11 protein-coding genes and 1 pseudogene are annotated in these 13,728 nt (G+C 58.2%); 7 read left to right on the forward strand and 5 right to left on the reverse strand.

Annotated elements, in window-relative coordinates; translation table 11 throughout:
• Nucleotides 1-22: 22 nt before the first annotated feature.
• From FJT57_RS07940 to FJT57_RS07950, 3 genes are read right to left on the reverse strand one after another with little or no spacing between them, the layout of a single operon-like run.
• Nucleotides 23-934, reverse strand: coding sequence for a glycoside hydrolase family protein (locus FJT57_RS07940; protein ID WP_144903902.1), 912 nt, complete (start codon nucleotides 932-934; stop codon nucleotides 23-25).
• Nucleotides 935-938: 4 nt separating this feature from the next.
• Nucleotides 939-1,595 (reverse strand): acetyltransferase, encoded by a 657-nt coding sequence (locus FJT57_RS07945; protein WP_144903904.1) that lies wholly within the window; start codon nucleotides 1,593-1,595, stop codon nucleotides 939-941.
• A gap of 54 nt (nucleotides 1,596-1,649) precedes the next feature.
• Nucleotides 1,650-2,825 (reverse strand): glycosyltransferase family 4 protein, encoded by a 1,176-nt coding sequence (locus FJT57_RS07950; RefSeq protein WP_162524314.1) that lies wholly within the window; start codon nucleotides 2,823-2,825, stop codon nucleotides 1,650-1,652.
• A 450-nt stretch (nucleotides 2,826-3,275) separates the two neighbouring features.
• Between FJT57_RS07950 and FJT57_RS07955 the strand changes: the two genes are divergently transcribed.
• The 5 genes from FJT57_RS07955 (at nucleotide 3,276) to FJT57_RS07975 (ending at nucleotide 9,747) form a co-directional block, all read left to right on the forward strand.
• A complete protein-coding gene (locus FJT57_RS07955) occupies nucleotides 3,276-3,860 on the forward strand; it encodes an alkaline phosphatase family protein (protein WP_144903908.1) in 585 nt (194 codons plus the stop codon).
• 57 nt (nucleotides 3,861-3,917) lie between these two features.
• Nucleotides 3,918-5,756, forward strand: coding sequence for an asparagine synthase (glutamine-hydrolyzing) (gene asnB / locus FJT57_RS07960; protein WP_144903910.1), 1,839 nt, complete (start codon nucleotides 3,918-3,920; stop codon nucleotides 5,754-5,756).
• On the forward strand, nucleotides 5,749-6,828 hold the full coding sequence (locus FJT57_RS07965; RefSeq protein WP_144903912.1) for a glycosyltransferase family 4 protein: 1,080 nt from the start codon (nucleotides 5,749-5,751) through the stop codon (nucleotides 6,826-6,828). Before asnB ends, FJT57_RS07965 begins: the two co-directional genes overlap by 8 nt.
• A gap of 71 nt (nucleotides 6,829-6,899) precedes the next feature.
• Nucleotides 6,900-8,297: a sulfatase gene (locus FJT57_RS07970; RefSeq protein ID WP_144903914.1), complete on the forward strand. Its 1,398-nt coding sequence runs from the start codon at nucleotides 6,900-6,902 to the stop codon at nucleotides 8,295-8,297.
• 1 nt (nucleotide 8,298) lies between these two features.
• A complete protein-coding gene (locus FJT57_RS07975) occupies nucleotides 8,299-9,747 on the forward strand; it encodes a lipid II flippase MurJ (protein ID WP_144903916.1) in 1,449 nt (482 codons plus the stop codon).
• Between the two features lie 6 nt (nucleotides 9,748-9,753).
• Here the strand turns inward: FJT57_RS07975 and FJT57_RS07980 are convergent, their stop codons facing one another.
• Nucleotides 9,754-10,653, reverse strand: a complete 900-nt coding sequence (locus FJT57_RS07980) for an alkaline phosphatase family protein (RefSeq protein ID WP_144903918.1) — start codon at nucleotides 10,651-10,653, stop codon at nucleotides 9,754-9,756.
• A gap of 390 nt (nucleotides 10,654-11,043) precedes the next feature.
• Between FJT57_RS07980 and FJT57_RS07985 the strand changes: the two are divergent.
• A pseudogene (locus FJT57_RS07985) lies at nucleotides 11,044-11,682 on the forward strand (sugar phosphate nucleotidyltransferase); the annotation flags it as partial.
• Between the two features lie 4 nt (nucleotides 11,683-11,686).
• Here FJT57_RS07985 and FJT57_RS07990 read toward each other — a convergent pair.
• The gene (locus FJT57_RS07990) at nucleotides 11,687-12,772 is read right to left on the reverse strand and encodes a glycosyltransferase family 87 protein (protein ID WP_162524317.1); all 1,086 of its coding nucleotides are present in this window, start codon (nucleotides 12,770-12,772) and stop codon (nucleotides 11,687-11,689) included.
• Between the two features lie 253 nt (nucleotides 12,773-13,025).
• Between FJT57_RS07990 and FJT57_RS07995 the strand changes: the two genes are divergently transcribed.
• Nucleotides 13,026-13,728 (forward strand): glycosyltransferase (locus FJT57_RS07995; protein WP_203229125.1); only part of this gene is annotated, 703 nt, incomplete at its 3' end.

Here is a 13,728-nt window from a genome sequence, read left to right on the forward strand (position 1 = left end):
GAGTAGCCTACAGTAAAACGGGTTACGTTCGTTGAGCGAGGCCGAAGCCCTCTCGGCCGTAGTCATTCCCGTTGTAGAACATATACTCGGCTTCGTCGTGCTCGATGACGTAGGGGTACGCCTGGAGGTCAGAATCCCACCCATCGTCTGAGATAGATATCCCCGTTTGGTCGTCGTATCGGGTCCAGTTGAGCCCGTCCGCCGATGTCGCGTATCCGATCCGGTAACCGTGATTGTCCGTCGCGTACGAGTACCACATCTCGAACCCGTCTTCGGTCTGTCTAACGCAGGGTCGTGCGATGGCCCACTCTCCGTCGTGTTCGTAGTCGATGGCGATAGTTCCCTCGCGGGTCCACGTCAGGCCGTCGTCTGATTCCGCGTACTTGATGTGGTAGTTTGGTCGGACACCGGTCTCGTAGTCGACCCAGCCGGTCGCGGACGTGTACCACATCCGGAACATCCCGTCTACGACTTCGACATCAGATGAGAGCGTCATATAGGGGTCGACGTCGTTCCGGGCGAGGTGGGGACCCCGGGAACGTTTCTCGAAAGTTTCGCCGCCGTCGGTGCTTACGCCGAGTCCGACGCAGGCGTAATAGGAGACACGCTTTCCCTGCATCCACCCAATATAGTAGAGGTGGGTTTCCTCTCCGATCTGGACGACGGACGATGGATAGACTCCACTGTCGTCGAACATACCGAGGGATCCGAGTTTGAGCACGGGTTCCTTGCTTACACGAAGTGGATTCGTCGGGTCCGAGATGTCGATATCGACGAATCCGGTCTGGCTCATATTGTCCTCGTTCCGTCCAGCAAAGAATACGCGGTACCGGTCACCGGAGAGGTGGAGCGGGGTGGGTAATTGCGCGTGGGTTTCCATCCAGTCGAAGGTTTCAGTCGGTTCGAAGATGCGGCCGAGTTTGTTCCATGACATATGTCTATAGGTTGGTGTCGGTGCTCGCGTCACCTCGTCGTTCCGCGGCGGGGCCAATATAAACCCCACTTTCGGTATCGTCGACGATAGTCGCACCTGCACCCACAACAGTCTTCTGGGCGAGCGTAACCTCGTCGAGGATAGTCGAATTCACGCCGAGAAACGAGTTCGCTCCAATTTCGACATACCCCGAGATAACTGCGTGCGAAGTTACGAAACAGTGGTCTCCGATGGTCGAGTGATGTCCAACGTGATTCCCGCTCCAGAGGATGACGTTGTCCCCGATCTCGACGAATGGTTGAACCGTCTGATCCTCGAAGATGAAACAGTTCTCGCCAATTGTCATCTCGTCCCAGTGAGTGATTTCGGAGTTCACGTACGAGACGAGGTCGTATCCCTTCGTATTCGCCTCATTGAATTTCTGTTCGCGCAGTTCGTTCAGTTCCCGGTACCCGACTGCCACAAACATATCGTACTCATCCGGCGGGTACTCGTCTGTCACGGACTCGAATGGTACCAGTGGTCGACCGTACGCAGTATCGGAGTCAACGTGTTCCTCGTCGACCGTGAACGCGACGATTTCGTAGTCAGAGTCGATATCGAAGTAGAAATCGACAAGTTGTGCGAAAGTCCCTGTTCCGAATACGACGATTTGTGTCATACGCGCTGTAAACTCAGTGCGGACTTGTTTATCGGTTTCCCTCCGGGGTGGTAGTCACTCGACCATTCGGATGAGGCGGTCGTGGACCCGGTCTCTAACTGCCCCTACAGAGAACGTATCTTCGATGGTCCGCCGCCCCGCCCCCGCCAGCGATGCCTGCCACTCCGTGTTCTCGATGAGTTCGGAAAGCGTGTCGGCGAGCGTCGTTGCGTCTCGTGGGAGGACGATGCCGTTCTCGCGGTGCTCAATGACGTACTCAGTCGACGGGTTATCAAAGGACGCGTAGACCGCACCGGCGGCCATCGCTTCCTTCGCGACGGTCCCTAGTCCGCCTGTCCTCAGTCCAGTGTGCTGGAAGTTGAAGTAGACGTCCAAGCCAGCGAGGTATCGAGGTATCTCAACTTTCGGCACGAGGTCGAGGAGAGTAACAGTCTCCGTGAGTTCGTGTTCCTCAATTTTTCCTCGGATAACGGCCTCTGTCTCGCCCTCTTCTCGGTCGGGGTACAGGCCGCCGATGACGACGTGGAAGTCGTCTCTCTCCTGTTCGAGTTTCGAGACTGCGTCGAAGAACGCCGCGAAGTCATCATACAGCAAGTCCCCCCTGATTCGTCGGAATGACCCGAGAACCGTCACGCTGTCGTCATCGATGTACTGTTTCGGTTCGGCGTCGGCGTAGTCCGACACATCGATGTGACCCCAATCGAAGTCCACGAGGTTGGCCGCCGGGACGCCGATTTTACGGAAGTAGTCGTGTCCCGGCCGGGAAGTCCAGATTTCCGACGCATGCCGGGCCATCCGCTCGAACACTGGCCGGTACAGGAGGCGATACCGGAGACGCTTGAATGCACTGTCCGACCAGTAGATGTTCCCGCAGGCCTTGCTGACCTCGCCTCCCTGCGGCAGGAGGACCGTCGGGTTGAAGTCTATTCGGTAACCGAGGAACCGAAGTTGTGACGCGCCGAGCGCCAGAACCACGTCCGGTTCGGCGCCGTCGAAGATACGTTCGTACGCCGCTCGCTGCAGGGGATTGTACTCGCGCACCGCGGCGACAGAATCCGGAAACACAGTCGTGCAGTGGTAGATGTCTTCGTCGTCAATACTGGGGAGTGCGTGGTAGTTGTGCGCGTCCGTCACGACAGAAACGTCGAACCGTTCGTCGCCGCCCAAAAGTTCCGCGAACTTCCATTGGTTCACGTGGTAGAGGTTACAGGCAACTGCAACTCGAATCATAATTGCGATGACTATCAGGAGCAGGATAAAGAATCTTTTACCCCGTGGACGGCGAACCCGAGTCGTGATGGCGATGCCTTCGTTAAGATGTAAGTACTGGTCCGGCGAAGGCTGGACTCGAGACATCGTGGGATTCGAATGAACTGGGTAACAAGGGTTTGGCGATCGAGTCGGTTGTTCGGGGACGACAAATCGAGTGAACCGCTCGCGTACCGTGTGTGGAAGCGGGCGTTGCAATCGGTGTCCTCGGGACGGCTGGACGCGGATTTGTTCGATAGAATCGAGGCGACGGACTGGGACTTGCTGGTAATCCTGGACGCGTGCCGATTCGATTCATTGTCTCGAATCGTTGACAATGCAGTCGTCGAACGTGCTCGGTCGCCGGCGAGTGCCACTCCGGAATTTCTCCAACGAGCAAATAGCTGCGGGGTGTTCGACGGGGCAACGTACGTGAGCGCAAACCCACAGTCAGCGGTCCACGAACTGGAGAGCGTTGAGCACGTGGAAGTCTTCGATACGGACTGGGACGACACACTGTCGACGGTCCCTATGGAGGAAGTCCTGTCCGCGGCGACGGAGCGAGTTCGGGGGGGAAAGCGGACAGTTGCACACACGCTCCAACCGCACTACCCGCACGTATGCCGGGTCGGCGACTTGGTGGTCCCCGTTCCAGGTGGCTTTCATCCGCTAGAAGAACCCGAACTGGAAGGCGTGACCCAGCCACAACTGTTCCTGACGAGTACAGGATACCCCCTCACCCGGTTCAAGCGCTCGTACGAGGTATGTCTAAAGTACGCTTGGGCGGAGACGAAGCAAGTGGTAGACGAGCTTGTGGCGGACGGCTACACGGTCGCGGTGACAGCGGATCACGGTGAACTGTTCGGCGAGTATGGTCTTGTCGAACACCCGAGTGAGGTTCGTGTCCCACCATTGGTAGACGTGCCGTGGGTTGTGTTCAATCCACTGGAGAAACGGGCGGGTGACGGGGCACGGGAGGTTAAAGATCAACTGCGCGCACTCGGATATGCTGACTAGCCGCGTGGGAGGGAGAACGAACTGCTTTACCCAGTGGGTTCGTTAGGTGTCGTCGAGATGTGTGGAATAGGTGGGAAGATTTCGTTCGCGGCGTCTCCATCCGTGGATATCGCCGAGGCGATGAACTCCTGTATGCGACACCGCGGGCCTGATGCTGGCGGCGTGTACACGTCAAAAAACGCGGTTCTCGCCCATAGACGTCTTTCAATTCTTGACCTGAGTGATGCGGGTCGGCAGCCGATGGCGAACGATGATGAGTCGGTGTGGATCGTGTTCAACGGCGAGATATACAACTATCAGGAACTCCGGGAGCGTCTCGACGGGTACTCGTTCCGCTCAGAGACCGACACAGAGGTCTTGTTACACCTCTACGAGGAGTATGGGGTCGATTGCTTGTCGATGCTGCGCGGAATGTTCGCGTTCGGCATCTGGGACGAACGGAGGGATCGGTTGTTTCTCGCACGGGACCGCCTCGGTCAGAAGCCTCTGTTCTATCATAGATTCGAAGACGGCGTCACGTTCGGATCGACAGTGCGAACGGTCCTGGCAGACGACAGCGTGGAGGCCGCGCCCGACTACCGCGCGCTCCGGGAATACTTCACGTACCAATACGTGCCGTCGCCGCGAACTGGATTCGAGGAGATTCGCCGCGTGAACCCCGCGGAGTACGTTGTGGTAGACGAATCGGGAATGACGCGCCGCAAGTACTGGGACGTATCACATACGAATCAGTCCAGTGCGTCGGTCGGTGAACTCTCTCGGGGACTCCGAGAGAAGTTCCGGGAGTCGACCCGACTCCGGATGCGGAGCGACGTTCCGGTCGGTGTGTTCCTCTCCGGCGGCATCGATTCTACGATAGTGACGGGCGTGATGTCCGAGCTCGCAGAGGAACCGGTGAATACGTACTCCATCGGATTCGAGGAGTACGACGAACTCGAATTCGCACGCCCCGTCGCTGACGAGTACGGGACGAACCACCACGAGCACATCGTGACTCCCGACGCACTCGACGCCCTCCCGGACATCGTTCGTCACAACGAGATGCCGTTCGGTGATCCCTCTGCCCTTCCGACGTACTACGTATCGCAGGCGGCTGCGGAGGATATCACCGTCGCTGTCGGCGGGGACGCGGGCGACGAGAACTTCGCGGGGTACGACCGCTACACGTACTACAAACTTACGAACACCGTTCATAGACTCCCAGCCATCGTTCGGGGCGCGTTACGGACGGCGGCCGCGGCGACGATTGGTCCGATTCGGGAACCCGCACGTCGCGGCATTCGGCTCCTCGACAACGCGGCCGGTGACGATGTCGAGCGCTACGCACCGTACGTCTGCCATATGACCAGGAACGACGTCGAGTCGTTCTGGACGGGGCCGCAGTCCGGAGAGGAACTGGAGGCACTCCGGGCCGCGTTTGAGCGGGCCGATGGCCCCACCTTGCTCGACGACGCGATGCAGGTGGACCTCCGAACGTACCTGCCGGACGACCTGCTCGTGAAGGTGGACCGCGAAAGTATGGCGCACTCTCTCGAGGTTCGGTCACCGTTCCTCGACCATAAACTGGTCGAGTTCGCGGCGACGATTCCGTCGAAGTATAAGTGGCGCCGCGGCGAGAAGAAATGGTTGCTGAAACGCGCGTTCAAGCAATACCTCCCCGATCCGGTCGCGACCCGGTCGAAACAAGGATTCAGTGTCCCAGTGAACGAGTGGTTCAGGGGTGAACTCCGGGAGTACGCGCGAGACTCGCTAGAGCGTCTCGGTGCCCGACAGAACTTCGACGAACGCGGGCTACAATCCCTCCTGGCGGAGCATACGTCTGGTGCCAACCACGGATTCAAATTGTGGGACCTTGTAGTACTCGAACAGTGGTTCGAGGAGTTCATCGATGACTGACTCCACGCACGTCGCTATCCTCGTGAAGGAGTTCCCCCCGGACATCATCGGCGGTACGGAAACCCAGACGATGCGGATGGCACAGGAACTGCAGCGCCAAGACGGCGTCGACGTCACTGTGTATACGAAACAGTACGACGGACCAGAACCCCACGACCCAACGTATGACCTGGTTCGCGTTCCGAATATCCGCCATAACGACTTCGTGAGCACGCTCACGTTTCTCCTCGTCGCGCTTGTGTATCTCCTGCGGGACGCACGCCGCATCGACGTCCTGCAGTGTATGATGGTATACCCGTGTGGTTACCTTGGTTACCTTGTGAACAGGATTCGAAACATCCCCTACTTCGCCTGGATTCGGGGCGGTGACTACTACTTTATGAAGGAAAACCCAGTAAAACGCCGCCTTATCAAGACCGTTCTGGACGGTACGCTTGTCCTCGTCCAGACTGAACAAGTCAGAAAGGATGTCCTACGCGAGTTCCCCGACGCGAACCTTGAAGTTCTAGGGAACGGTGTCGACATCCCAGTGGAGACTGAGGACGGTGACGCGGTGGTGTTTGTCGGTCGCCTGAAAGAACAGAAGGGCGTACACGTGCTCATCCGGGCTATGGCCGAGGTGGATCGCAGACTCCTCGTCGTCGGAGACGGCCCCGAGCGGGAAAAATTGGAAGCCCTCGCGGACGGACTTGGCGTCGATGCGAGGTTCGTCGGTGAAGTTCCCCCTGACGAAGTCACGAAGTACCTCGTACAGGGCGCAATATTTGTCCTCCCGTCTGTCCGAGGGGAAGGATTGCCGAATGCGCTCTTGGAAGCGATGGCTGCGGGACTCCCGGTCGTCGCGACAGACACAGGCGGCGTCGCGGATACGATTCGGGAGGGAGACACCGGTTTCCTCGTCTCTCCGGGAGACGAAGTGGCGCTCAGAGACCGCCTCGAAACGCTATTGCGGGACGACACACGTCGCGGGCGTATGGGCGTGGCGGCGCGAGAGTACGTTATAGAGCACCGGGCTTGGGACGCGCTGACGGACACGCTAGTCCATATCTACGAGCAGATTCGGAGCCAATGACGGCCGGGACCCCCACTGTAATTGCAGTATCAAGGGTTAAATGCGGGCGTTACATTTCGTCGGGTACGTAGATGGCTCCGGCAAACAATATTGTTTGGATAACTCTCGATAGCGTCCGAGCCGACCATACGTCACTTGCAGGCTACGAACGGAGCACCACCCCTGAGTTGGTCCGCATTGCGGGCGACGCGGGTGGAGCGTGGTTCGAGAATGCGTTCTCCTCCAGCATCGCGACACCTATCTCGTCCGGGTCGATTCTCACCGGCACCCATCCGTTCCGTCACGGCCTCCGTATCTCGAACGACTATCTCCCCGAGGAACTCGATACGCTCCCGATGCTTCTTGGCGACGCGGGCTACCGGACTGCCGGGATCTCCACTAATTCCTTCTTCAGTAGCGGTACCGGTCTGAACCGCGGATTCGACCAGTTCAAACTCCTCACGGGATCGACGTTCTTCGACGAGGTACCCTGGTCGACGATCGCGAAGTACGCCGCGAACATCCGCCGCCACTCCGCGGGGTTCACGGCGGATACGACGAAGCACGCGACGCCGTTCGTGATGAATGACATCCTAAAGCAGTGGATTCCCGAACTCGTTGCGGACGACCGCCCGTTCTTCCTGTACGCGCACTACAACCAGACGCACCGCCCGTACTACCCACCGCTCCCGTATCGGGATCGATATACCGACGACATCTCGGTGGTACCGACGGAGGCGGCGCAAATATCTCTCGACGTCCACCACCACGCCCACGAGTATATCGCCCACGAGAATCCCTTGTCGCAGACGGAACTCGACGCACTCGTCGCGATGTACGACGCTGAAATCGCTTACACAGACAAGATGGTCGGTCGGCTCTTCGATTACGTGCAGTCGCTTGACTCGGACACCGTCTTCATCGTCACCGCGGACCACGGCGAGCTACTCGGCGAGTCTGGGTTGTTCTCGCACACGTACGTGCTGCGGGACGAGCTGACGAACGTCCCTCTTGTCACGTATGGCCTCGACCTCGGTGCGTCAGGGGACGACTTCGTCCAGCACGTCGACCTCACGCGGACGCTCGTGGAGATGGCGGGCGGCCGGTCGGACCAACTCCAGGGCCTCGACCTCCGGGACGAAACACGGGAGACAGTCATCACACAACGCGCGAAGAACTCTCTCAACCATCTCGTGGAGTACAACCCGGACTTCGACCCGGACTGGTTCATTCCGGGTGAGCTAACTGCGTTCCGTGACCACGAATTCAAGTACGTTCGTGGGAAAACTACCGAAGACGCCGTATTGTACCGCCTCCCCAACGAGTCGACAGACGTGGCAGCGGGGAACCTCGAGGTCAAGCGCTGCTTCGAGGATGCGGTCACGGAATGGCTGGCATCGCCACAGGCGGAACCAATCAAGGCAGAAACCGTTGATCGGTTGACCAGTGAGATGAAACAGCAACTCCGCGATCTCGGCTACCGGGAATGAGATGAGCAGGCTCGGAAGGACAGCCTTCGTTCACTTCGTTGCGCAGTCCGTGATGTCCGCTGCGGGATTCGCGGGAACGTTCGCCATCGCGAGACTGCTCGGCCCCGGACCCTTGGGTTCGTACACCGTGGCGTTGGCGCTCGCGATGCTCTGGTTCACACTCCCAGTGAACGCAATCTGCTCGGCACTCACGAAACGGGTGAGCGAACAGACATCCCCCGGCGAGTACCTCGGCGCTGCAGTGACGTGGAATACCGGGTTCATCGTATTTGTCGGCGCGACAGTGTACGTCGCGGGCACGTTCCTTCCGGCCATCGTTGACCCGGACGCGAACGAGTTCGTCCGTATCCTGACGTCCCACACCGAACTCGTCGTCCTGTTGTTCGTCAGTAGCGTGGTGTACAAGACGATCACGTCCACGCTAAATGGGGAGAAGCGTGTCGGTGAGATGGGGGTGTTGAGTGCAGTAGAGCGGGTCAGCCGAGTCATCTTGCAGATTGGTCTCGTCGTCGCCGGGTACGCGATCGGCGGCCTCATCTTCGCGACAGCGGTTACGCTCCTCCTCACAGCACTCGCAGGCGCCGCGCTCGTCAATACCAGTCTCCGCCTGCCGACCTGGGACCACGTCACGAGCATCAAGGATTACGCGAAGTATGCCTGGCTGGGCACCTTGAAATCGCGGGCGTTTGGGTGGATGGACACCATCGTGATGTCGTTTTTTATCGGGAGCACGCTCATCGGCATCTACGAGGCGGCGTGGGGTATCGCGTCTCTCCTCGGCGTCGTCAGCCTATCTGTCCGCACGACGCTGTTCCCCGAAATCAGCGAACTCCAGTCGAAGCAGGATACGAGCGCCGTCAAGCACCTGCTTGAGGAGGGAATCGTCTACAACGGGATTTTCGCCATCCCCGGCCTCGTCGGCGCGTGCATCATCGGCCCCCGCATCCTCCGAATCTATGGTCCCGAGTTCCCACAGGGCAGCACAATTCTTGTCCTCCTGGTCGGCGCGTACACCATCAATGTGTACGGCGATCAGTTTTCGAGCACGCTCGGCGCTGTTGACCGACCGGATATCGGCTTCCGCCTCAACGCTGTCTTCGTCGTCTCGAACCTTGTGTTGAACCTGGCTCTCGTCCCTCTGTTCGGGTGGTTCGGCGCTGCCATCGCCACACTCACCTCGGCAGTGGTCTGGGTCGTCGCTGGCTACTGGGCGATTCGGGCGGTCGTCGGCACGTTCGAGATCCCGTGGCGGTCCCTCCTTGCACAGGTGCTCGCAGCACTCGGAATGGGGGGTACTGTGGCAATCGCCGAATCCTTCGTCTCTCCGGGAGTGTGGGTGACAGTGGAACTAGTCGGGTTCGGTGCGGTAACCTACACCGCCTTCCTAATCGCCCTCTCGCGGCGCGCGCGAGACAAGGCACGGATGCTCCTCGGCGAGCTCGTTCCGTGACTTGCCTCAGACGTACCCCATCGCTTCTAGGTGTGACGCGATCTCGTCTCGATCCTCTCCCGACAGGTCCACACAGTTGTCGTCACGGGTGATTCGCCTGCGCTCCCCCGTCTCGTGTACGTGCCACGGAATCTCGATGAGTTCGTCGACGTAGATACCGTCTGGATGGCCATAGTGCTTAATTGGGACCGGCCACATACGCTCGCCTAGCATCTCGCCGTGGTCCGCACTCACTACCGTTCGCCCTGGGAGTTTTTCGAGGAGTGATTCGACTTCCGAGAGGACGATATCGAGTGTCTCCACGTACGCCTCACGAACCTCGGACTGCGTCACGTCGCTCCGCGCGACGTTTTCGTGGAAGTCGTACCTCCACGTGAATTTCTTTCCTATCTCTCCGAGATACGGTTGGTGAGGTTGTCCGTAGTGGACGACGAGACGCTTGTTCGGATAGGCGTTGAGGGCCTGTCGTGCGTGCCGCGTGATTGCTTCTGGGGATGTCGTCTTCATATCCCCAGCAGTCACCGTATCTTCTGGATCGTTCACCCAGACGAAGTCGTGGAGATCCGGTCGCTGTTCCTTCGGAATCGCTTGAATTTGGTTGATGGCCGTAACGTAGACGGTATCCCGCAAATCTCGTTCTGCGAAGTTAGCGCGCACCCACTCGCGGGTCATCGACGCCTTCGAGCGCCGTTTCTCCGTATCGCCCGGAAGTGATTCGTGGGCTGAGAATATATCGTAGCGGCAGGCGTCGAGTATGACGAGCGTATCCCAGTCCTCCTCGAATATGTCGGTGCCGCCGTCATTGAACTCCGAATCGCAGCGGAACGAGTAGTAGGCGCGGTTAATCTCCCACGCGAGGTACTGAGGATTCCGTAACCCAGACACGACCTGGGGAAAGGAGTACATCTTGTCTAAACGGAACGCCTAGTTGGGTATAATAGCCTCGGATTACCTAAGCTGCTACCGCACTCTGTGAAGAGTTCTCGATGACCTCACTTCCTGGCCGGGAGATGGTTTCGAGGTCTGTTCGTCGCCGCTCAGATCCCGGTGAGATTGCCGAGAATGGAGGAAGGCCCACGCACCCGTTGAGAAAACCCGGTCACTCATAACAACGTCTAGTACGCCGAAAGCGGTCGTGGCGTACACGGGAGTCCCATATACCAAGATTCATTCCAGAATTGTGGTCGACAACCCTTTGATTAGGTGTGCCAGCATCAACAGAAGCCTCAGACGGTTCAATTCTGTGGGTACCTCGTTTAGGTCTACCCAGCCCGCAAGTTAGATGTCGACGAGTGACCGATCCTGAGCCACTATTTCGACCAACCCCTCAAACTCGACGGCCACGGATTACTTGTCGTCTACAAGAAAGAATAGCTGATTGAGTACTACGGGGGCGAGCACCAAGCATTTCCGATCACCTACACACACCAACGCGAACCGGAAGGGCTCCTTCACGCATTACTCACCGTCAAGGAACACGTCAACGAAGACTTCATTCTAATGCTCGGTGACAATATCTTCGACGCGAACCTCACGGGTGTCCTCAACCGTCAACGGGAAGACCACGCCGACGCAGCCTTCCTCGTCGAAGAAGTTCCGTACGAAGAGGCATCTCGGTACGGCGTCTGCGACACCAACGACTACGGCGAAATCGTCGAGCTCATCGAGAAGCCCGACGAGCCGCCGACGATCCTCGTGATGACGGGCTTTTACACGTTCTCTCCGGCGGTCTTCCACGCCTGTCACCTTGTTCAGCCCTCCGATCGCGGCGAGTACGAGCTCTCGGACGCGATCGATCTACTCATTCAGTCCGGACGGACGATCGACGCGATTCGAATGGATGGCTGGCGAATTGACGTGGGATTCCCGGGGGATCGTGAGGAGGCAAAGCGGCGACTCGAAGAAGGTTTCAAACCAGAGGAAGCGCCCGCTTAATAACCTACGAGCCGTATAGAGAAGCGTCAGCGTCGGATCTGATCGCCCGAAGGAAACACCCCGCGAACATTAGAGTGAGCCCGTAGAGCGGCAGCGATGCGAATGCCAGAACTGGAATCGCGATATCCAAGATTCCCGTTCGGGCGAGGCCGAGAAACTCGACGACAGGAATCAATTCGTTCCGATTGAAGTTATAAACGAGAATCACGGCCCCGATCGAGTAAAACAGATGCTCCAGACGTCGTCGTTCTATGTACAGAAGCACCACGAGTGGACCATACACCAAGTACATATCCAGATCCTGCGACGTCGGCATCACAAACGTGATCGCGATCACCGTCGCCAACAGCAGAGTCGCCCGCTCGGTCAGCGTCTCATCGGAGAGACGAAGATAGATAAATCCGAGGAGCGCCGCGACGACGACGAAAATGACCGGGATCCACGTTACCGGATCGACAGTTGGAAAGAGTTGAGCGAGCGGGCGAATCAGCGTCACGGCCTCGTTATCCGGGCTGGAACCCCCCGCGAAGAGACTGCGGACGCGAACCCGGCTTCCGGTGGTCGTCTCGAAGTATCGCACGTACGCATCGAATCCGAAGAGAAGCACGCCAGCGAGTGTTGCTCCTACTCCAGTCACGACCGCAGCGATGATGGCTCTCGTGTTTCGCGTGCGCAAGAGAAACAACCCCCAGAGTGCGGGGAATATTTTGAACAGGGATGCAAGCGCCCAGAGCGCGCCGCCGCGCTCGTCCTTGTGCTTTTCGAGGAGGATCCAACCGACTCCGAGGGCGGCTCCGAGGAAGATCTCGATCCCCCCGAGAACGGTGATGACGATCGGATACAGGCTCAGGCCGACGAACCCGGTGATAAGGGCCATATCGAGTCCTTCGAGTTCCACCTTCGAGCGGAGGAACTTGGCGAGGATGGCCCCATAACCCAGCGCGACTGCGACACCGAGGAGTCGTTGGACGAGCAAGGCTGTCGAAAAGTCGAAGAGTAGAACGTAGGGATAGAAAAACAGCAGCACAATCGGGGTATACACGTAGAGGCCGTAATCCGTCTCGTACACGACCGGACCCGAGAGACTCAACTCGGCGGCATAGTAGAAGACGTCGAATGTGTTTGCTGGATTTTGTCTGAAGAGGGCGTAAAAACCGACGGTAAGGAGTCCTGCGAAGATACCGAGCGACAACGCCAACCGTGCACGAAACCTCCAAGACGAGATCTGTTCGGGGAAATTCATCGTTTGCGCAGCGTCGTTCGAGTGACAATAAGATACTGATCCCCGATGGTAACTCGAGAACGGAATACTTATTCGATCACTTTGGATACCTCCAAAAAACGTGTCTGTGGGATTAGTCCTCCCGGCGTTCGAGCCGGATACCCCAAAACTCGAATCATATATCCGCTCCCTTCGCGAAACGGTCTCTCCCGACTGTATCAGAGTGGAGCTGGACGTACCCGGCGGAGAGGCGATCTCGTTCCCAGAGTACTCAGATGTCACAGTGAACACCGTGAGAGAACGACGTGGGAAGGGACTCGCAATCACACAGGGGTTCGAAGCACTCGAAACGGAGATACTCGGATTCGCCGACGCAGACGCGAGTACGCCAGCGGCCTCTCTCGAAGAGATTGTAACCGCAGTGGGTAACGGGGCAGATCTGGCTGTCGGTTCGCGCCGCCATCCAGAGTCGAAGATTCACACACATCAAAGCATACTACGGCGGAAACTCGGAGATGGGTTCGCTGCGGGAAGTCGACTACTCCTTCCAGTCACACTGTACGATTACCAGTGTGGCGCGAAAGCACTCACACGAGAGACGTGGCAAGAGATCCGAGAATATCTCTACGAAAACGGATTCGCGTGGGATATCGAACTAGTAACGGTTGCGGACGCTCGCGGGCATTCATTGGTAGAGATCCCTGTTTCTTGGATAGATGATCCCCGTTCAACGGTGAGTACGTGGGACACCGTCGTAAATCTCGGACGGACCGTGTTATCACTCAGAAGACGATATCCCGGGATAACGAACGGGACGGAGAGCA

Source organism: Halobellus captivus (assembly GCF_007655485.1).
Classification (GTDB): domain Archaea; phylum Halobacteriota; class Halobacteria; order Halobacteriales; family Haloferacaceae; genus Haloquadratum; species Haloquadratum captivum.